At 41.0% G+C, this 17,250-nt stretch carries 19 protein-coding genes; 8 read left to right on the plus strand and 11 right to left on the minus strand.

Features of this window, described 5'->3' with window-relative positions:
* Nucleotides 1-111: 111 nt before the first annotated feature.
* The 3 genes from TW85_RS13770 to TW85_RS13780 all read right to left on the minus strand — a co-directional run bounded on the left by TW85_RS13770 (nucleotide 112) and on the right by TW85_RS13780 (nucleotide 2,242).
* Entirely contained in the window at nucleotides 112-780 is a 669-nt protein-coding gene (locus tag TW85_RS13770; RefSeq protein ID WP_046017701.1) for a glutathione S-transferase family protein, read from the minus strand.
* A 92-nt stretch (nucleotides 781-872) separates the two neighbouring features.
* Complete coding sequence (locus tag TW85_RS13775; RefSeq protein ID WP_046017702.1) at nucleotides 873-1,295, minus strand: MarR family winged helix-turn-helix transcriptional regulator; 423 nt, start codon at nucleotides 1,293-1,295, stop codon at nucleotides 873-875.
* A gap of 68 nt (nucleotides 1,296-1,363) precedes the next feature.
* Nucleotides 1,364-2,242, minus strand: coding sequence for a LysR family transcriptional regulator (locus TW85_RS13780; RefSeq protein ID WP_046017703.1), 879 nt, complete (start codon nucleotides 2,240-2,242; stop codon nucleotides 1,364-1,366).
* Nucleotides 2,243-2,385: 143 nt separating this feature from the next.
* Between TW85_RS13780 and TW85_RS13785 the strand changes: the two genes are divergently transcribed.
* The 3 genes from TW85_RS13785 to TW85_RS13795 are packed head-to-tail and all read left to right on the plus strand — an operon-like array spanning nucleotide 2,386 to nucleotide 5,320.
* Nucleotides 2,386-3,618 carry a four-carbon acid sugar kinase family protein gene (locus TW85_RS13785; RefSeq protein ID WP_046017704.1) on the plus strand — a complete coding sequence of 411 codons (1,233 nt, stop codon included), beginning with the start codon at nucleotides 2,386-2,388 and terminating at the stop codon, nucleotides 3,616-3,618.
* Nucleotides 3,619-3,627: 9 nt separating this feature from the next.
* Nucleotides 3,628-4,641, plus strand: a complete 1,014-nt coding sequence (gene pdxA, locus TW85_RS13790; protein WP_046017705.1) for a 4-hydroxythreonine-4-phosphate dehydrogenase PdxA — start codon at nucleotides 3,628-3,630, stop codon at nucleotides 4,639-4,641.
* Nucleotides 4,631-5,320: a 4-hydroxythreonine-4-phosphate dehydrogenase gene (locus tag TW85_RS13795; protein WP_046017706.1), complete on the plus strand. Its 690-nt coding sequence runs from the start codon at nucleotides 4,631-4,633 to the stop codon at nucleotides 5,318-5,320. Before pdxA ends, TW85_RS13795 begins: the two co-directional genes overlap by 11 nt.
* A 53-nt stretch (nucleotides 5,321-5,373) precedes the next feature.
* Here the strand turns inward: TW85_RS13795 and TW85_RS13800 are convergent, their stop codons facing one another.
* The gene (locus tag TW85_RS13800; protein ID WP_046017707.1) at nucleotides 5,374-5,838 is read right to left on the minus strand and encodes an Lrp/AsnC family transcriptional regulator; all 465 of its coding nucleotides are present in this window, start codon (nucleotides 5,836-5,838) and stop codon (nucleotides 5,374-5,376) included.
* Nucleotides 5,839-5,972: 134 nt separating this feature from the next.
* Between TW85_RS13800 and TW85_RS13805 the strand changes: the two genes are divergently transcribed.
* Entirely contained in the window at nucleotides 5,973-6,590 is a 618-nt protein-coding gene (locus TW85_RS13805) for a LysE family transporter (RefSeq protein ID WP_046017708.1), read from the plus strand.
* 182 nt (nucleotides 6,591-6,772) lie between these two features.
* Here TW85_RS13805 and TW85_RS13810 read toward each other — a convergent pair whose 3' ends face one another.
* From TW85_RS13810 to TW85_RS13835, 6 genes are all read right to left on the minus strand, one after another.
* Nucleotides 6,773-7,063, minus strand: a complete 291-nt coding sequence (locus TW85_RS13810; protein ID WP_046017709.1) for an antibiotic biosynthesis monooxygenase — start codon at nucleotides 7,061-7,063, stop codon at nucleotides 6,773-6,775.
* Between the two features lie 2 nt (nucleotides 7,064-7,065).
* Nucleotides 7,066-7,743, minus strand: a complete 678-nt coding sequence (locus tag TW85_RS13815) for a class II aldolase/adducin family protein (protein ID WP_046017710.1) — start codon at nucleotides 7,741-7,743, stop codon at nucleotides 7,066-7,068.
* Nucleotides 7,740-9,020 carry a 3-oxo-tetronate kinase gene (gene otnK / locus TW85_RS13820; RefSeq protein WP_046017711.1) on the minus strand — a complete coding sequence of 427 codons (1,281 nt, stop codon included), beginning with the start codon at nucleotides 9,018-9,020 and terminating at the stop codon, nucleotides 7,740-7,742. Before otnK ends, TW85_RS13815 begins: the two co-directional genes overlap by 4 nt.
* A 12-nt stretch (nucleotides 9,021-9,032) precedes the next feature.
* Nucleotides 9,033-10,562: a tripartite tricarboxylate transporter permease gene (locus TW85_RS13825; protein ID WP_046017712.1), complete on the minus strand. Its 1,530-nt coding sequence runs from the start codon at nucleotides 10,560-10,562 to the stop codon at nucleotides 9,033-9,035.
* Nucleotides 10,562-11,308, minus strand: a complete 747-nt coding sequence (locus TW85_RS13830) for a hypothetical protein (RefSeq protein ID WP_046017713.1) — start codon at nucleotides 11,306-11,308, stop codon at nucleotides 10,562-10,564. The genes TW85_RS13825 and TW85_RS13830 overlap by 1 nt, the downstream gene beginning before the upstream one ends.
* Before the next feature lie 77 nt (nucleotides 11,309-11,385).
* Nucleotides 11,386-12,414, minus strand: a complete 1,029-nt coding sequence (locus tag TW85_RS13835) for a tripartite tricarboxylate transporter substrate binding protein (RefSeq protein ID WP_046017714.1) — start codon at nucleotides 12,412-12,414, stop codon at nucleotides 11,386-11,388.
* 157 nt (nucleotides 12,415-12,571) lie between these two features.
* On the opposite strand from TW85_RS13835, the gene TW85_RS13840 reads away from it, so the two are divergent.
* From TW85_RS13840 to TW85_RS13855, 4 genes are read left to right on the plus strand one after another with little or no spacing between them, the layout of a single operon-like run.
* Nucleotides 12,572-13,573: an SMP-30/gluconolactonase/LRE family protein gene (locus TW85_RS13840; RefSeq protein ID WP_046017715.1), complete on the plus strand. Its 1,002-nt coding sequence runs from the start codon at nucleotides 12,572-12,574 to the stop codon at nucleotides 13,571-13,573.
* Nucleotides 13,570-14,667 (plus strand): isocitrate/isopropylmalate dehydrogenase family protein, encoded by a 1,098-nt coding sequence (locus tag TW85_RS13845; protein ID WP_046017716.1) that lies wholly within the window; start codon nucleotides 13,570-13,572, stop codon nucleotides 14,665-14,667. Before TW85_RS13840 ends, TW85_RS13845 begins: the two co-directional genes overlap by 4 nt.
* A gap of 15 nt (nucleotides 14,668-14,682) precedes the next feature.
* Nucleotides 14,683-15,717 (plus strand): Gfo/Idh/MocA family oxidoreductase, encoded by a 1,035-nt coding sequence (locus TW85_RS13850; RefSeq protein ID WP_046017717.1) that lies wholly within the window; start codon nucleotides 14,683-14,685, stop codon nucleotides 15,715-15,717.
* Between the two features lie 19 nt (nucleotides 15,718-15,736).
* Complete coding sequence (locus tag TW85_RS13855) at nucleotides 15,737-16,417, plus strand: GntR family transcriptional regulator (RefSeq protein ID WP_046017718.1); 681 nt, start codon at nucleotides 15,737-15,739, stop codon at nucleotides 16,415-16,417.
* Nucleotides 16,418-16,471: 54 nt separating this feature from the next.
* Here TW85_RS13855 and pdxH read toward each other — a convergent pair whose 3' ends face one another.
* Nucleotides 16,472-17,104 (minus strand): pyridoxamine 5'-phosphate oxidase, encoded by a 633-nt coding sequence (gene pdxH, locus TW85_RS13860; protein ID WP_046017719.1) that lies wholly within the window; start codon nucleotides 17,102-17,104, stop codon nucleotides 16,472-16,474.
* Between the last annotated feature and the right edge of the window lie 146 nt (nucleotides 17,105-17,250).

Raw genomic sequence — 17,250 nt, forward strand, 5'->3', positions numbered from 1 at the left:
TTAAACTCCCGTTACAGAGATCTGTAACAAAACAACAATTAATGCATATGCATGTATTTATATAAATAAAATGAGTAACAACTAAAAGCCATTACTCATTGCTCAATATCCCTATCGGTGCGTCAAATCACCAATAAAATCGACCGCCTCATCCTTAGTTAAACGCCACCAGCTCCTTGCTTCTAAACGTGTTAGCCAAGCCACCAGATGTGGGTAATTATCTAATGGCATACCAGCTTCTTGATGGAACATGAAAACTGCAGCGACTGAGATATCAGCCACACTCACGTCATCGCCACATAAATAAGTATTTTGGGCGAGTGCCTGCTCTAACACTTGGCAACTTTTAGAAAACTTACCTAGCTGCTCTTCATCGGGTTCATGGTCTCTGTTAACACCCCAATGAGGTAAGAGAACACGATTAAAGTGATAACCCGCCCTATCGATACCCGTATCGCTTGCCTGCCAAAACAACCAAGACATAACACTAGATCCTTGACTTAATTTGGCTAATTCAGGCACGGCCTGAACTTGTGGAAGGCCAAGTAAATACAGCAAGATGGCATTGGATTCTGTCACTGTTTCTCCACGTGCAGCATTCACTAAAACTGGAATTTTCCCCTTAGGATTAATCGCTAAAAAACCCGCCTGAATCTGCTCTCTTTTTTGTAGCTGAATTAACCTTTGCTCTATGCCTAAATCGAGAAAAGGCTTGATATAAGCCTCTAATAAAGCCACTTTCAGCGCATTTGTCGTAACAGGATAAGTGTATAGCTGCATTATTCACCTCGATTAAAAATTAAAACTGAATGCATATGCATATATTTACTTGTTTATTAAAATACTCGTTCATTTTCTTTACAACTTAACAATCAGCTCTTAAAAGATACGATTTTGTTACTTAACTCATGCAATAGCTGACTTGTTTCAGGCCCTAAATGAGCGGCTAAATCATCCTGTGCTTGTCGCCAAGGAATCATACACTGATCAAATAACGTCTTACCTTCCGGCGTAAGCGTCAGCCACTTTTCCTTCTTATTCTTGCCTTCACTCACCAATATATAGCCATCTCTAATCAAGGGTTTTAATGCCCGAGAAACGGTAGGTTGCTCCATAGAAAGATGTTGTTGTAAATCTTTAGCGCTGGCTTTTTGCATCACATCTATCACTCTCAACACAGAAAACTGAGTTGAACGAATACCTAAAACAGATAAACGGTCGTTATAGGCTTGGCTGATGATACGGTCAGCACGGCGAATAGATAAAGCTAAGCAAGGTTCAATTTTATTTTTCATTATTTAAAAATACATGCATACGCATTAAACTGCAAGTTATTTATTCTTCTCATCATAAATAAACAGAACTAGAGCTTGTCTATTTCCGCCGCAATTTGGCTCAACCAAGACTTTAACGCTAAGGTAAATTCATTCATTTTCATCGACTTAGGATAAATAAGACCATATTCAGTGCCATCTTCTTTAAAACCATAAAGATCGATTAAACGGCCATCTTGCACATAGTCAAAGGCGATTACCTTAGGACATAACGCCACGCCCAGACCACTTGCCGCCCCTTCAACCATGAAAAAATGGTGATCAAAATAGCGCACCTCTTTTGGCTTTGGCACATCTGGATGTTTAACTAACCAATCTCTCCATGCTTCTGGGCGAGTTTTAGAACCAAGGCCAATATAGTCACCGCTTTCAAACGCCTCAAGCATACTTGTCGTCATCACTGGCCCCATTTTTTCAAGCATTAAAACATCGACTTGATAATGAGGATCAATGGCAAAATCTAATCGACGCAACGCGATGCTGGCCTTATCTTTGGTGAAATCCAGTTCACCTCCACCCACGGATAAATGTAAATCCGCTTCAGGGTACTGAGTTTGAAAGTTACTCAACCTTGGCATTAACCAACGCATCGCCACAGACCTTTCACAGGATAGAAGAATGGGGCCTGCTTGCTCAGGTGCTTGTATCTCAGCTAACGCCTCTTGGATTAACTCAAAAGCATCAGTCACAGCCCCAGCCAAGACTTCACCCTGAGAAGTTAAGCGAATACCACGTCCTTCAGATTCAAATAGCTGAACCTCAATATAATCAGCAAGGTTTCGAATTCGTCGACTCACTGCCCCATGGGTGACAGCAATTTCATCGGCTGCAGCACGAACTGTACCCAGCCTTGCTACCGCTTCAAATGCTCTTAGGTCATTAAGAGATGGTGTTTTTACCCGCTGCATAATTCCTCTCAAACTCTCAGATTAAGCCTACATATTGCCATAAAAAGCATAACAAGCAGATTACAAAATGGTGATTTTTAATCACCAATAATGGTTAAAAAATATGGCTTTTTTAAATTAATAGGCTCACTAGAATCACCAGTATGAAAAACTTAAATGCGACTTCAGCCAATATTGCCATCATAGCAGACGACCTAACCAGTGCCGCAGATGGTGCCGCCCCCTTTTTAGCAAAAGGGCTCTCTTCCATTGTTCTTCGCCAAGACTTTTTTGAACTAGAAGCAACACAACAAAGTGAAATAAAAACCCAGCTCATTGCACTTGATACAGGCAGCAGACAAGTTAGTGAACAAGCCGCTATCAAACGTGTTCAGCAGGCTATCCACACATTTTCTAGCCAGCAGATTATCTATAAAACTATAGATTCCACCTTAAGAGGTCATATTCGAGCTGAATTAGAGGCCCTTTATCAATCGACTGAAAAAGATAGGTTTCACAATATTGTCATCGCTCCCGCCTTTCCTGATGCAGGACGAACCACACACAATGGCATTCAGTTTGTGCAAGGCAAAAGCGTTTCAACCAGCCAATACGCTAATGACCCTGTGCATCCGGCTAGAACCAGCTCAATTAAAGACTTGATTGCACCTTCTTTAGGTCAAGCGACAATCATATCGACAGGGGCAAGCCAAGAAGACATAATAAGAGCCGCTAAACGGCAACCTACACTGATTCTAGATGCTAAAACCCAAGCTGAACTAAACCGACAAATTGCGCTTATTCCCAATAAACACAAGGTACTTTGGATAGGCTCTCCCGGTCTTGCACAAGCACTGGCTAATACTCTAGGCAAAGCGGCTAGAACTCACTTTCACTCTAACGAGGAACCCCTTTTTCAAGCTCAGCCCCAAGTTAAAGCAAAAAAATGTTTAATTGTAATAGGTAGTGCTAATCCCGTTAGCCAAGCCCAATGTGAGTATTTAAAGAGCAAAGGCGTTCCCGTGGTATTTAGTGCCAAGGCGCTTTTTAAACATGATAATAAAGATGCTCAAATTGCTTGCTTAACTGTACCTAAATCGCCCCGAAATGATGCAAAAACTGTCCTCAAAAATCTCACATCAGAAGCGAAAAACGCCATTCATAAACAGGAATTTGATGCTCTGATCGCAACAGGTGGGGAGACGATGGACGCCATACTCAGCACACTTTCGATTAAGTCATTTCAACTTATAGGTGAATTTGAGGCAGGCTTTCCCTTCGCTAAAACATTAGATGAAACAGGCACGCCTTTAGCGTTAGCCATGAAAGCAGGTGGCTTTGGAGATCCTAACGTACTTTACCAAGCCGCTCATTCACTTCTCACCACTCACGACTGAGGTATTTCTATGCAAGATGTTAAAGCCCCCATTGCCATAACAATGGGAGACCCGGCCGGAATAGGGCCTGAAATCATCGCTAAAACACTCACTGCACCCACGTTTACGACTCAATGTGTGGTGATAGGTGATCCTCTTGTGATGCAAGGGGCAATCCAACAGGTATCGGTAAACTGGTCGATCCATGAGATAAAAAGCCCTGAAGAAGCAAATTTTAGCGCTAATACTATTAATCTGATCGCGAGCTCGCACTTCACCCAATTACCCAAGGTGGGTGAAATCAATGCAGATAATGGTAAAGCCGCTTTTGACGCCATAGTCACAGCAATTGAGTTAGCAAAAACGGATAAGGTATCAGCACTTGTCACCGCCCCTATTCATAAAGAATCCCTTAGTTTAGCGGGTATCAAATACCCAGGTCATACTGAAATCCTCGCCCATTATGGTGACTCTGACAAAGTCGCCATGATGCTTGCAAATCAAGAGTTACGCACCGTATTAGTCAGCATTCATTGCTCCATAAGAGAGGTGTTAGACAGGATTAATTTTGATGGACAAATACAAGCGATAGAACTTGCTCAACAGGGCGCTAAGGCCTTGGGGTTTCAGCAGCCCCGTATTGCCGTTGCAGGGCTCAACCCCCACGCGGGAGAAGGCGGTCTATTCGGTCGAGAAGAAATCGATATTATCCAACCAGCTATTAAAGCGTCTCAAGCAAAAGGGTATCTAGTTAGTGGTCCTTGGCCGGGGGACACGGTTTTCATGCAGGCAAGACAAGGAAAATTCGACATAGTTGTCGCGCAATATCATGACCAAGGTCTGATCCCAGTAAAATATATGGGCATAGAAGCTGGGGTTAATATCACTCTGGGACTAACCTTCATACGTACAAGCCCAGATCATGGCACGGCATTTGATATTGCAGGTAAAGGTATTGCAGATCACGCAAGTTTAGAAACAGCCATTAGCTACGCAACACAACTCATCAATTGTAAAAACCAAGGGGCCAATCATGTCTTATAATTTTATCTTTATGCTTACCCGTAATGACCGCACTGTGGCTGACGCCAAACAACACTTAAAAACTGTCCTTAACTCTGGAGTAAAACACATAGGGTTTAAAGATATTGGCCTGCCCATTAAAGACCTTAAAGAGCTCAATCTACTCATAAAAACTGGCGGTGCCACAAGCTATATTGAAGTTGTTTCTCTTGATACAGATAGCGAAATTGCATCCGCTAAAGCTGCTATCGAAATTGGGGTGGATTACCTTTTAGGGGGCACAAGAGTTGAGCATGTTCTACCTCTACTCAAAGATAGCAATATTCAATATTACCCTTTCCCAGGGCGAATTGAAGGCCACCCAAGTAATCTTATGGGTAGCATAGAAGACATAGTTAAAAGCGCTATTTCACTCACTCAACATGAGGGTGTACATGGGCTCGACTTATTAGCTTATCGTTCAAGTGAATCCGTACCGGAGCTCATGGCTGCGGTAACAAGTGCAATCAATAAACCTGTGATAGTAGCAGGGTCTATCGCAGGACCTGAACGAATAATTGCAGCCTATGAAGCAAATGCCGCAGGCTTTACCATAGGTACGGCTGCATTAGATGGCCTTTTTCCAGCCGCAAATACCGACCTTTCTAGCCAATTAGATGCCATTCAGACCTGTGTCACTAAGCTGGTTCTAGGCCATTAACTCAGTGATCTTTCAGACTTAGCCGATTCGAAAAAATTGGCTAAGTCAAAGTACTAAAAAATTGACTGTGTTTCAGCAGGAGCAGGCTTTAGCGGTCGCATTCGAATCGGGTGTGATAACACAATAGAAGTACGGGTTTCACCAAAGTGGTTAATCGAGCCAACAAAATCTTCAAGGTGTTGCAAATCCCGTGTTACTACTCTTAATAAATAAGAATCCTGCCCTGTTACATGCAAACATTCAATCACCTCTGGCATCTCATTTAACTCTTGCATCAATCGAGTTTTGTTAGGCTGTAATGTAGTCATGCCGATTATGGTCATCACCTTATAGCCGATGGCTTCAGGTAATATGGTGGCGCTATAACCACTAATAATGCCACTTTCTTCTAACCGCTTTAACCTTTCTGAGGTTGCAGGCAAAGACAAGCCAACTTCATTCGCAAGGGCTTTTAAGGATATGCGCCCATCATTTTGAACCGCCGTTAAAATTTTCCAAGATAAAGGATCTATTTTCATAATTTCGGTACTTTTGTTGTTTTACCTAAATAGTTTAGTTCAATTCAAATTTATTCAGAAACTTCATTATTTTGCCCCTTCTTCTCTTTTGTCAAAATATGCCTATTCATTTACTGACTTAAAGGAGAGGTCCGATGGACTTTTTATTATTGATGAAAGCCGCTGTTATTGGTTTATCCATTGCAGCTCCCGTTGGCCCTATTGGCTTATTATGCATGCAACGCACTCTAACCAGTGGTGCAAAAGTAGGCTTTGCTTCCGGCTTAGGTGCGGCATCTGCCGATGCGGTTTATGGGGCCATTGGGGCTTTTGGCCTCGCGGCGGTGACTCAAGCATTTACCTCCCTTTCAACCCCCTTGGCACTATTTGGTGGGCTCTTTTTAATTTGGTTAGGCCAAGGCTTACTGAGAGCCAAAGCACCAGACAGCTCAGCGAGTACAAGTAAAAAAACAGCAGGTATTTTCCGCGCTTTCTTTTCGACTCTTGCACTAACACTCGCGAGCCCCATGACAATACTGTCTTTTGTGGCTGTTTTCTCGGCTCTTGGCGGCAGTATCTCTCTGACATCAAGTTCAGCTGGCACCATGGTCACTGGGGTATTTTTAGGCTCTGCAACTTGGTGGCTGATGCTAGCAATTGGAGTCGCCATGGTACGCCATAAAATTAGCCCAGAATGGATGCTAAAAGTCAGTCAGATCGCGGGCGTTTTGTTGATTATTTTTGGAGGTTGGCAGCTACTGCAGCTCTTGTAAGGTACGAGAAGCCGTTCATTTGGCTCTATTCAAGACATTTATATTAAGCTGTCAAAGGTTAAGTGCGGTATTAAACCAAGATTAAATTAAGCTTATATTACCTTACTCTATGCTTAGATATAAAAAAAGCCCGAGTATAATACTCGGGCGAATGAGTCATTTCTTAAGTCCAATCGAGCTGATCAACAGGTCTCAAACACTTCTATTGATTTGGCCAATACAAGGTCAGCGGTTATCTCATTAAAAGTCAAAAAATGCTGACTTTCTAAATGCAATTCAAAGCTCTTTTTCCTTTCATAAACTTCATATAAAAAGAAGGTTACATCACTATTTTGTTGGGCCTGTTTTGAGACTTCAAATACATGGCATTCATCTTCATTTATTAAGCTGTTACTCGCTTGCTGTAATACTAAGGTTTGAAACCTGTCTTGATTAATCGCCTTAATCGTAAATTTAACAGTCACAACAAACATAGTTAACCTCTTCTCTCATTCTGTAGACTTCCGGCGGTACCATAGCCTTTTGAAAAACGTGCATGTACTTCTTGCATTTGCTCATCGGTAAGTAAAAAAGGGGATTGTCCCGATGCTAAAATTCTAAGGTAGATATCCGCAAGTGTCTCCACTTCTAGAGCAATGGCTAAGGCTTGTTTTAAACTAGTTCCACAGGCAATTTGTCCATGGTTAGCAAGTAGACACGCTTTTCTCCCTTCCAAGGCGATTAAAGCCGCACTGGATAATGATTGAGTCGCAAAGGTTTCGTATTCAGCACAACGAATCGTGTTTCCCCCTGCTAGGGCAATCATGTAATGAAACGGGGGGATCTCTTTTCTAAGACAAGCTAAAGTCGCAACTGATTTACCATGAGTATGCACGATAGCATTGAGATCATCCCGGGCATTGAGAATATCCAAATGAAAACGCCACTCACTTGATGGTTTACGGTTTATTTTGTCAGGGTGACTAGTTCCTTGTGTATCTACAAAGACAATATCCTCAGGATCAAGGTCTTCATAAACCACCCCAGAAGGAGTAATAAGAAAGCCACCTTCAACCCGAATACTGGCATTACCAGACGCTCCTTGATTTATGCCTAAATTATTCATTTTAAGCACGGATTCAATTAAGTTTTCTCGCTCTGAAAGCCATTTCATTTAACACCCCCTTTACAGGTCATATCAAAGGCATTTACAAAAAAAGCTTGAGAACCAAAATTACCTGACTTTAACGCAAGAGCGATGTTTTTCTCGCCTTCTAAAAAAGTCCATGGCACACCCGGCTCGATCTCATCGCCGATAACTAATGCTGGGGTTCCAAGAGCAGAGACAACAGCACCAGATGTTTCACCACCCGCCACAATAATATTGTTGACGCCATATTCAGAAACACTTTTGATTGCTAATTGAGCCATGCAGTCTTCTACTAGCTTTCCAGCCACTTCCACACCTAGCTCTGCTTGCACCTTGGCGATATTCTCGGGAGCATCACTGGCGTAAACTAAAATGGGATCTGCACCAGCGTTGTTTTGAATAAAACTCTCAAGCCGCTGCAGCTCTTCACCGCCATGGGACAAAGCAATAGCATCAATAGCAATACCTGAATATGAGGCTAAAAAGTACTCTATTTGCGAACGTGTGGCTGTTGAACAGCTACCAGCCAAGATTAAAGTATGCCCTTGAGAAAATTTAAGACCGTCTGTTTCAGGCTGAGCTTTCATCCACTTAAGTTTGCGGTATAAACTCGGCAGACCTTGCGCTAATGCCGCACCACCGGTTAATAACGTCATGTCCTTGGCAGCATGGGCAATAGTCACCAAATCTTCATCGACCAAAGCATCTACTACATAGATTCCCGTTTTTAAGCTTTCAAACTCTTTAGCTAATGCAGTCACACCAGACTGGACTTGTTGCCAACTGATCGGCTTTATGAAGTGTTTTGTTTGCCCTTCTAGCAAACGGATTAAATTTGAATCTGTCATAGGTGTCAGCGGATGATCTTTCATTGCAGATTCAGCAAGAGGCACCCCATGAACAAACAAGTTACTCGCATACAAGGTACGACCATTAATTGGATAACTGGGGCAAACAATAGTTTGATCCGTCTTTAATCGTGTTAACAGCGCATCTATGACAGGCCCTATATTCCCTTCTTTTGTCGAATCAAAAGTCGAGCAATACTTAAAGAAGACTTGCAGAACGCCTTGCTCCAATAACCAATTACACGCGGCAAGAGAGTCAGAAACAGCACTATTTACTGGCTGAGTTCTTGATTTGAGAGCAATAACAACAGCATCCACATTTTGAGGTACGACACCTTGTTCAGCTGGGTTACCATTAATTTGCAAAACCCGCATACCTTCTCGTTTTAATACCGATGCAATATCCGTTGCACCAGTGAAGTCATCAGCGATACAGCCTAACAATACACTCACTACACTCTCCTCTTATTTCGATTTCAATCGTTTAAAGCTATGAAAGAAAAGGTCTTTCAGTTTTTGATTTAAAGGGGTTTTACTGATAAGGATTAATGCGATGACAAGTAGTAAAAGAATGGAGACGGGACGTTCAATGAAAGGTAAAAGACTACCTTCTGAAACCATCAAGGCTCTTCTCAAATTTTCATCCGCCATAGGCCCTAAAATGACACCGATAACCAATGGCGAAATGGGGTACTGCATTTGAGCTAAGAAATAGGCAACTACACCAATCAGAACCATCATGTATAAGTTAAATACATTCAATCCCAGTGCATACGAACCCAGTACACACATCAAAGTAACAACCGGTAGAAAGATGGGGGCAGGTATGCTTAACACTTTTACCACTTGTTTGGCTAAAAACATGCCGTTAAACCACATAGCAACTGAACATAAAACCAAAATAGCCGTCACCTCGATTAGAAAACCAGGATCTTGAACCACTATCATAGGGCCTGGCGTAATGCCGTGTAGCATCAATGCACCTAATAACATAGCCGCAGGCGGGCTTCCTGGGATACCCAAGGTGAGTAAAGGTATTAACGCACCGCCAATACAAGCATTATTAGCGGTTTCAGATGCAATGATTCCCTCTGGCTCTCCAGTACCAAACGTTTCAGGGTGTTTGGAGGTGTTTTTTGCAGCACCATATGACACCCAACCCGCAATATCTTCACCAATACCAGGAACCGCACCAATCCCTATTCCTATCATGGATGAACGCGTAATGTTTTTGCGATTTTTAAAAAGTGTGGACCACTCAGGCATTATGCGTCCGAAGTCCTGCATAGCGCCTAAACTCTCTTTATTCCTTAAAGCATTGATAACTTGAGGAATACCAAATGCACCAATCAACACAGGCACAACTTCTAAACCTTGGTCTAGGTCTGGTAAATCAAATGTAAAACGTGGGAAGAATTGCAGAGGGTCTCGACCAATTGTCGCAATCGCTAAACCAATAAGACCCGCTATCCAGCCTTTTATAACTAAATCAGAACTGGTGAGAGTACCACTGATTAAAATGCCAAATAGAGCCAGTAAGAAGAACTCAAATGAGGTAAATTGTAACGCCATTTTGGCAACCCAAGGCGCAGCCATTACCAATACAATAATACCCATCAGAGTACCAATTAAAGAAGCTGTTGTGGTGAGGCCTAAAGCTCTTCCCCCTTGTCCTTTACACGCGAGTGGATATCCATCCAAGGCTGTAGCCGCAGCCGCAGCCGTGCCTGGAATATTAATTAATATTGAAGGGTAAGATCCGCCATAAATTGCACCTACATATAATCCAAGCAGAGCAATCAAGGCGGTATTAACATCCATTCCATAGGTTAAGGTTGTTAATAGTGCCACACCTAACGTTGCTGTTAATCCAGGTAAGGCACCAAAAATAATGCCGAAAAAAGACGCACCAATTAGAATTAAGATATTAATAGGAGACGATAGTAGAGAAGCCAGTGTGCTGCCAAAGACATAAAATGACGACAGAATATCCATTAATTCCCCCTCCACATATCTCTTACTAGATATTTAGCATCCACCATTTTTTCAATCACTATGCCTTCTGTTGGTAGCGGGACCAACATACCTAATCGAAAGATGGGGCAAACAACTAAAGTGACTATAAAAGCGGTTTTGACACTGGTTTTCCACTTAGTAAAGCAATCTAAATTAATAGACCATTTCCTAAAGATTCCAACCATTAAAAGAGCAAATAACAAAGCCCCCCAATCTAATAGGTTTCTACCTCCCTCACTTAAAGCACTAGTTTGATACAGCACCAACAAAATTAATGACACTGAAGTCCAAATGGTCAGCACCTTATGCTGTAAGGCAGGGCTATCTGAATAAAACGCCAGAATAAATAAAAATAAGAAAGTAAAAGAAGAAATCGCAAAGTCTATCAATGGAACCCAGCTAAAAACCATGCCAGAGATTAATGAAACCAGTAGTACAAAACGCCAGCGACTTGCTTGGCTAGTTCTAACAACAGGAATTTCCTTATGGGCCCTAACGAACGCTAATCCTTTAAATAATAAGGTCACGCCACAAATCAATAATATGCTCGCAATTAATATAGGAAACAAAGCTGGCGAAACATACCAAGCATTTTGAATTCCCGCATAACTGTCTGTAAGTGGAAACGAAGCACTTTCAAAAATCATTAACAGTGACACTATAATGATGACAATGGCTGCTTTGATATCAGCACGTCGTAACACTATAAGTTGTTCAGGTTGCATACATCCCCCAAAAGGGTAAATCTTTAATTAACAAAAAAGATGGCCTATAGACAGGCCACCTTTTCACAGAGTAATAACTAGTTCAATTGAAGCTCGGCTGGCTTTGGAATGCCCAAAACTTTTGGGCTGATTTTGGTTGCACCTAAATCTTGAAGAGTCCAAGAAAATAGTGACTCTAAAAAAGCAAACTCATTGCTGGCAGATTGACCTGACAATCCAGATAAAACATAGTAATTATCTTTCGCCCATGTACGCAGTTTTTCACTTGCTATGGCTTTTTGAAAAGCAATGGTTAGCTTATTTTTAACCGAGTCTGGTGCATCATTTTTTATCGCAAAACCAATGGCCTGCATGATAGGTAGATGCTTTTGCAGCTGTGGAAACGAGTCAAAAGCAGAAGGAATAGTATCTACACCTTCTAAGGTTTGAGCATTAGCAACTAACATAGCAAGCGGCTTTAACTGTCCACCTTTTATTAGCTGCTGTTGTTCTGCCAATGAAGTAATAACTAAATCAACTTCACCAGTAAGTACTGCTGTTTGTGCCGGTGCCGATCCAGGGTAAGGAATATAATTAAACTCAGCTTCGGTACCATTTGCGAGTGCCAACAAATTAAGGTGATGAATAGAACCCGCTCCACCTGCGCTTGCTTTTACTGATTTTGGGTTAGCTTTTACAGCATTAATGACATCTTCTAAGGTATTGAACTTTGAATTAGAAGAAACTGAAATGAGATCAGGCGAGCCACCTACGATAAAAGGATGCCATACATCCATTCGCTGTTTCCATCCCCCTTGGACAGCAGAAGAAACAACTGATTCGGATAATCCAACCAAGGTATAACCATCCGGTTTTAATTTGTGTACGTAGCTCATCCCTAAAGAACCAGCCACACCACCAGGTCGATTCGTCACGTTAATATTGACATCAAGATGAGGCGACATTTCAGACGTTATCATTCTATTAATGACATCTGTACCACCGCCAGCAGACCAAACAACGACATTGGTAATATCTCTTTCAGGATAGCGATCCTTTGCTGTCACGTTTGCACAAACACATGTAATTAAAACGCTAGAAACTAACGTAGCAATAGCCTTCTTCATTTCGTCACTCCAAAATTTTGTTTTTATTTTCACTCTTGAGACATCTACTCTATCGAATAGATTTATTAATGTATACGTTAATAAATTAATTATTGCAATAAAATATAAACCTAGCTATTGTAAAAAACATCCATAAAGACCTAGCTAAGGATGACTTATGTATAGCTTAGATAGTATCAGCAGCATTGGCTCACAATTGCAGCGACCCGAATGTGTATTAACAACATCAAATGAGCGGATTTATTGTTCAAATTGGGATGGCGGTGTGACTGTCATTGAAAGTGATGGCCAGCAATTTTCAATCTTAGCGAACAACTTAGACTTTAGACTTAAGCCCAATGGTATTTGTTTATTAGAAGATGGCAGCTTTTTAATCGCCCACTTAGGAGAAGAAGAAGGTGGCGTTTATCAATTGTTTCCAGATGGCTCAGCTCAAGCATTTTTAACTCATCTAGATAATAAAAGAATTCCTCCAACCAACTTTGTGCATTTGGATTATCAAGGCAGAATTTGGATAACAGTCAGTACCAAAACCATTCCTCGTGCAGCGGCTTATCGCTCCGATGTCCAAGACGGTTTTATCATTCTTTATGACAAAGGTGAGGCACGTATTGTTGCTGACAATCTTGGTTACACCAACGAATGCCTCGTAAGTGAAGATGGCAGTTTCTTATATGTTAACGAGACTTTTTCCCGTCGTTTGAGCCGTTTCGATATTAGTGAAAAAGGGGACTTAACCAATAAGGTCACCCTAACTCACTTTGATAAGGGCGTCTTTCCAGATGGTTTAGTTAAAGATGACACAGGCTATTTTTGGGTTACTAGCATAGTGAGTAACCAGATTATCCGCGTAGCACCTGACGGTAAAGAGCAAGCTACACAGTTAATTGATGTAGATGAAAATCATTTGGATTGGGTTGAAACTGCTTTTTTATCTCATTCAATGGGTCGACCTCATTTAGATCAAGTGAAAAGTCAAAAGTTGAAAAATATTTCTAGTTTAGCTTTTGGTGGTCCAGATCGAAATACGATCTTTTTAGGCTGTTTATTAGGTCATCAAATTTCAAAGTTCAAGCAAAACCATACAGGTCTCGCACCTAGTCATTGGCTCTTTAATGGGCCAAATAAAACCTTAGTTCAATCGGAGAATAAAAAATGAAAGAGTCTCATAAGACATTTGATATCGCAGTTTTTGCAGGTGATGGTATTGGGCCAGAAATTACACCGCCTTGTTTAGAAATACTAAAGCTTGCCTGCCAAAAAACAGGTGATGTTGAACTTAATTTTATTGATGTTCCTGCAGGCGCAGCATTATATCGAGACACAGGTACCTCTTTTCCCGATGAATCTAAGCGTATTGCCAAAGACGCTGATGCCATATTGTTATCCTGCATGGGATTACCTTCTGTTCGTTATGAAGATGGTACCGAAGTATCTCCTCAAATCGACCTTCGTATGGAACTAGGTTTGTATGCTGGAGTAAGGCCTGTTCGATTAGTGCCAGGTTTAGACCTACCCTTAGCAAGTGAAAAAGCAAAAGATATTGATCTTGTTTTAATTCGTGAATCAACTGAAGGTTTATTTGCTTCTCACGGTAAAGGCTCTGTTGAAAACGACGCAATTGCAAAAGATACCATGGTAATTACTCGTTCAGTATCAGAACGATTATTTGATTTTGCTTTTAAATTAGCCTCTCACCGTAAAGAAAATGGTAGCGAAGGCAAAGTAACCTGTGTGGATAAAGCTAACGTTTTTCAGTCATTTGCTTTCTTTCGTAAGGTCTTCGATGAGCAGTCAAAACTAGCGCCATCTATCATTGCAGATCATAGTTATGTCGATGCAATGGCATTAAACCTTGTCAGACATCCTTGGCATTTTGACGTATTAGTCACAGAAAACATGTTCGGTGACATTCTCTCTGACTTAGGAGCGGCGTTAATGGGTGGTATGGGGATGGCTCCATCAGCAGATATAGGTGATGATCATGCTGTTTTCCAACCTTGTCATGGTAGTGCGCCAGATATTGTTGGTGAAGGAAAAGCTAACCCTACTGCTATGTTTTTATCTGCTGCCATGATGTTAGATTGGTTAGGGCAGAATCACCAGATGGCCAGTTTATCCCTAGCAGCCAATCTCATTCGAGATGCTGTAGATAACGCCTTTGCCGACGGTCAGCTTACCCCTTTTGAGCTTGGTGGAACAGCAGGGACAGAAGCTATTACCTCAGCTGTTATTAATCAACTTAAAAATTAATTAGCAGGAATTATTGTGCCAAAAACACTTCGAGTAGCGACAGTAGGAACCGGTTATTTTAGCCAGTTTCATTATGATGCTTGGGCTCGAATTGAAGAAGCAGAATTAGTGGCGTTATGTAGTCGTAACGCCACAACCGCTTCTGATATTGCCCTTAAATACAATATCAAATCAACCTATACCAACTTCATCAGCATGTTGGATGAAGCTAAACCAGATCTAGTTGATATTATTACACCACCAGAAACCCATGTTGAATTTGTAAAAGCGGCGGTAGAACGTGGCATACCTTGTATTTGCCAAAAGCCTTTTACACCTTCTTTAAAAGAAGCCGAAGCGTTAGCCCATCTTATTAAGCAGCATAATGGCAAAGTTATCATTCATGAAAACTTTCGTTTTCAGCCTTGGTATCAAGAAATCAAAACGTTATTAGACAACAACCGTTTAGGCAAAGTTTACAATGTGACCTTTAGACTGAGACCTGGTGATGGCCAAGGTAAAAACGCTTATCTAGTAAGACAGCCTTATTTTAGAGAAATGAAACGCTTTTTGATTCATGAAACAGGAATTCATTGGATTGACGTTTTTCGTTATCTATTAGGTGAAGTTGAGTCCATTTATGCTGATTTACAACAATTAAATCCTAATATTAAAGGTGAGGATGCAGGCATTGTCCTATTCCAATTCGATCATGATATTAGAGCCGTATTTGATGGAAACCGATTAGCTGACCATAGCGCCCAAAATACACGATTAACCATGGGGGAAATGCAAATAGAAGGCAGTAACGCTTCTCTAATATTAAATGGGGATGGTAAAATTAACACTCGTTTACATGGAGAGGCCAATTGGCAGCCACATGAGTACAAGTTTTCGACGGACAATTTTGGCGGCGATTGTGTATTTAATTTACAGCAACATGTTGTCAATCATATTTTGTATCAAACAGAATTAGCCAACCCTGTTGAAAGTTACATGAATAACCTAACTGTTGAAGACTTGATATATCAATCTGCCGAGTCGAATACACAAAGAAAATTCAAGAAATAGACTCAATAAAGTATATAGAATGAATAAAAAACAAACCAAGCCAAAAGAACCATTAGCTAATAAAGCCTATCGAGAACTTAAAAGAAAAATTCTCGATAACGAACTTCATACAGGCAGTCATATGACTGAGCAAGAAGTTTCGACACTATTGGAAATGAGCAGAACACCGACAAGAGAAGCCATGCTGCAATTGGCACGTGAAGGGTTAATTGAACTTAAGCCACGACATGGTATGAGAGTAAAACCTGTTTCGATTGAAGACATGAAAGAAATTTATGAGATTTTAACGGGTTTAGAGTCCACAGCTGCGGCGTTATGTGCAACTAATGGTCTCAATAATGATCAGCTTTCGCTTATGCGTGAATCCGTAACTGCAATGGATGAAGCATTACAACAAGATGATTTAATTCAGTGGGCTGCTGCTGATGAACGTTTCCATCGTTATCTAGTTGAGTTTTCCGATAATCAGCGTTTACAAAAATTGGTTAGCAACTTTATTGAGCAATCTCACAGAGTAAGAATGCTAACCTTGAAAATGCGACCTAAACCAAATAGTTCAAATAAAGACCATTTGGATGTTATTAATGCGATTGAATCCAATAACGCTGAAACAGCTCGCTTAATTCATCACCAGCACAGGGAAAAAAGCGGTCGAATGTTAATTTCTCTCTTGGAGAATTTTGGTTTAAACCACATGTAAAAAAGTTGATGACCTTACTTTAAGGCCATTATTTATATATGGCCTAAGTGAGCATCAAGGGTTTAATCTTTCCAGAATCCAGCCAGCTTGATCTTTACGGTAAAGAATCCTGTCGTTTATACCATCTTTTCCTGTTTGCCAAAATTCAACGCTTTCAGGTTTTATCATATAACCACCCCAAAATGCGGGCATACCCAATTTTCCATTTTTAGCATTGTCGCGAATCTCATTTAATTTTGCCTCAATCAACCCACGAGAGGTGACCGGCGAATTTTGATCCGATAACCAAGCACTCGTTTGACTCATATCAGAACGACTTAAAAAGGCCTTAAGTACCTTATTCTTTGCAATCTTTTCAGCACACCCTCTTATTACAACCTGCCGCTCCAACATATGCCATGGAAACAAAACGCTCACTTGTGAGTGCCGCTTTATATGCTCAGCTTTATTGCTACTTAGACTTGTAAAAAATACTAAACCATCCGCACTAATCTCTCTTAACATCACCATTCTTTGAGTTGGAGAACCAGAAAAATCAGTGGTTGCTAGGCTCATAGCTCCTGGGTAACGAATGCCTGCTTGATTGGCGCACTCTAGCCACTTACTTAGCTGTATCAGTGGATCTGAATCTAGATTCTTAATATCAAGACCTTGATCCAAAATTGCTTGTCGATGCTTATTTTTCATTACTTTTTCCTTGCAGGCCAATATTCGAAGCATTCACGTATTGATCACTTACCTTTACAACATAATTAAGTCTATTTTCATCACTCTTGGAAGTGGAGTTAAGAGCCAGTTTAAGCAATATAATTTAAAAACGAAATAAAAATTAG

It is taken from the genome of Marinomonas sp. S3726 (assembly GCF_000967665.1).
Lineage (GTDB): Bacteria > Pseudomonadota > Gammaproteobacteria > Pseudomonadales > Marinomonadaceae > Marinomonas.

What these genes read in the sequence shown, in the direction of transcription:
- TW85_RS13770 (WP_046017701.1), bottom strand. Translation starts at nt 780, where the DNA reads ATGCAGCTATACACTTATCCTGTTACGACAAATGCGCTGAAAGTGGCT.
- TW85_RS13775 (WP_046017702.1), bottom strand. Translation starts at nt 1,295, where the DNA reads ATGAAAAATAAAATTGAACCTTGCTTAGCTTTATCTATTCGCCGTGCT.
- TW85_RS13780 (WP_046017703.1), bottom strand. Translation starts at nt 2,242, where the DNA reads ATGCAGCGGGTAAAAACACCATCTCTTAATGACCTAAGAGCATTTGAA.
- TW85_RS13785 (WP_046017704.1), top strand. Translation starts at nt 2,386, where the DNA reads ATGAAAAACTTAAATGCGACTTCAGCCAATATTGCCATCATAGCAGAC.
- pdxA (WP_046017705.1), top strand. Translation starts at nt 3,628, where the DNA reads ATGCAAGATGTTAAAGCCCCCATTGCCATAACAATGGGAGACCCGGCC.
- TW85_RS13795 (WP_046017706.1), top strand. Translation starts at nt 4,631, where the DNA reads ATGTCTTATAATTTTATCTTTATGCTTACCCGTAATGACCGCACTGTG.
- TW85_RS13800 (WP_046017707.1), bottom strand. Translation starts at nt 5,838, where the DNA reads ATGAAAATAGATCCTTTATCTTGGAAAATTTTAACGGCGGTTCAAAAT.
- TW85_RS13805 (WP_046017708.1), top strand. Translation starts at nt 5,973, where the DNA reads ATGGACTTTTTATTATTGATGAAAGCCGCTGTTATTGGTTTATCCATT.
- TW85_RS13810 (WP_046017709.1), bottom strand. Translation starts at nt 7,063, where the DNA reads ATGTTTGTTGTGACTGTTAAATTTACGATTAAGGCGATTAATCAAGAC.
- TW85_RS13815 (WP_046017710.1), bottom strand. Translation starts at nt 7,743, where the DNA reads ATGAAATGGCTTTCAGAGCGAGAAAACTTAATTGAATCCGTGCTTAAA.
- TW85_RS13825 (WP_046017712.1), bottom strand. Translation starts at nt 10,562, where the DNA reads ATGGATATTCTGTCGTCATTTTATGTCTTTGGCAGCACACTGGCTTCT.
- TW85_RS13830 (WP_046017713.1), bottom strand. Translation starts at nt 11,308, where the DNA reads ATGCAACCTGAACAACTTATAGTGTTACGACGTGCTGATATCAAAGCA.
- TW85_RS13835 (WP_046017714.1), bottom strand. Translation starts at nt 12,414, where the DNA reads ATGAAGAAGGCTATTGCTACGTTAGTTTCTAGCGTTTTAATTACATGT.
- TW85_RS13840 (WP_046017715.1), top strand. Translation starts at nt 12,572, where the DNA reads ATGTATAGCTTAGATAGTATCAGCAGCATTGGCTCACAATTGCAGCGA.
- TW85_RS13845 (WP_046017716.1), top strand. Translation starts at nt 13,570, where the DNA reads ATGAAAGAGTCTCATAAGACATTTGATATCGCAGTTTTTGCAGGTGAT.
- TW85_RS13855 (WP_046017718.1), top strand. Translation starts at nt 15,737, where the DNA reads ATGAATAAAAAACAAACCAAGCCAAAAGAACCATTAGCTAATAAAGCC.
- pdxH (WP_046017719.1), bottom strand. Translation starts at nt 17,104, where the DNA reads ATGAAAAATAAGCATCGACAAGCAATTTTGGATCAAGGTCTTGATATT.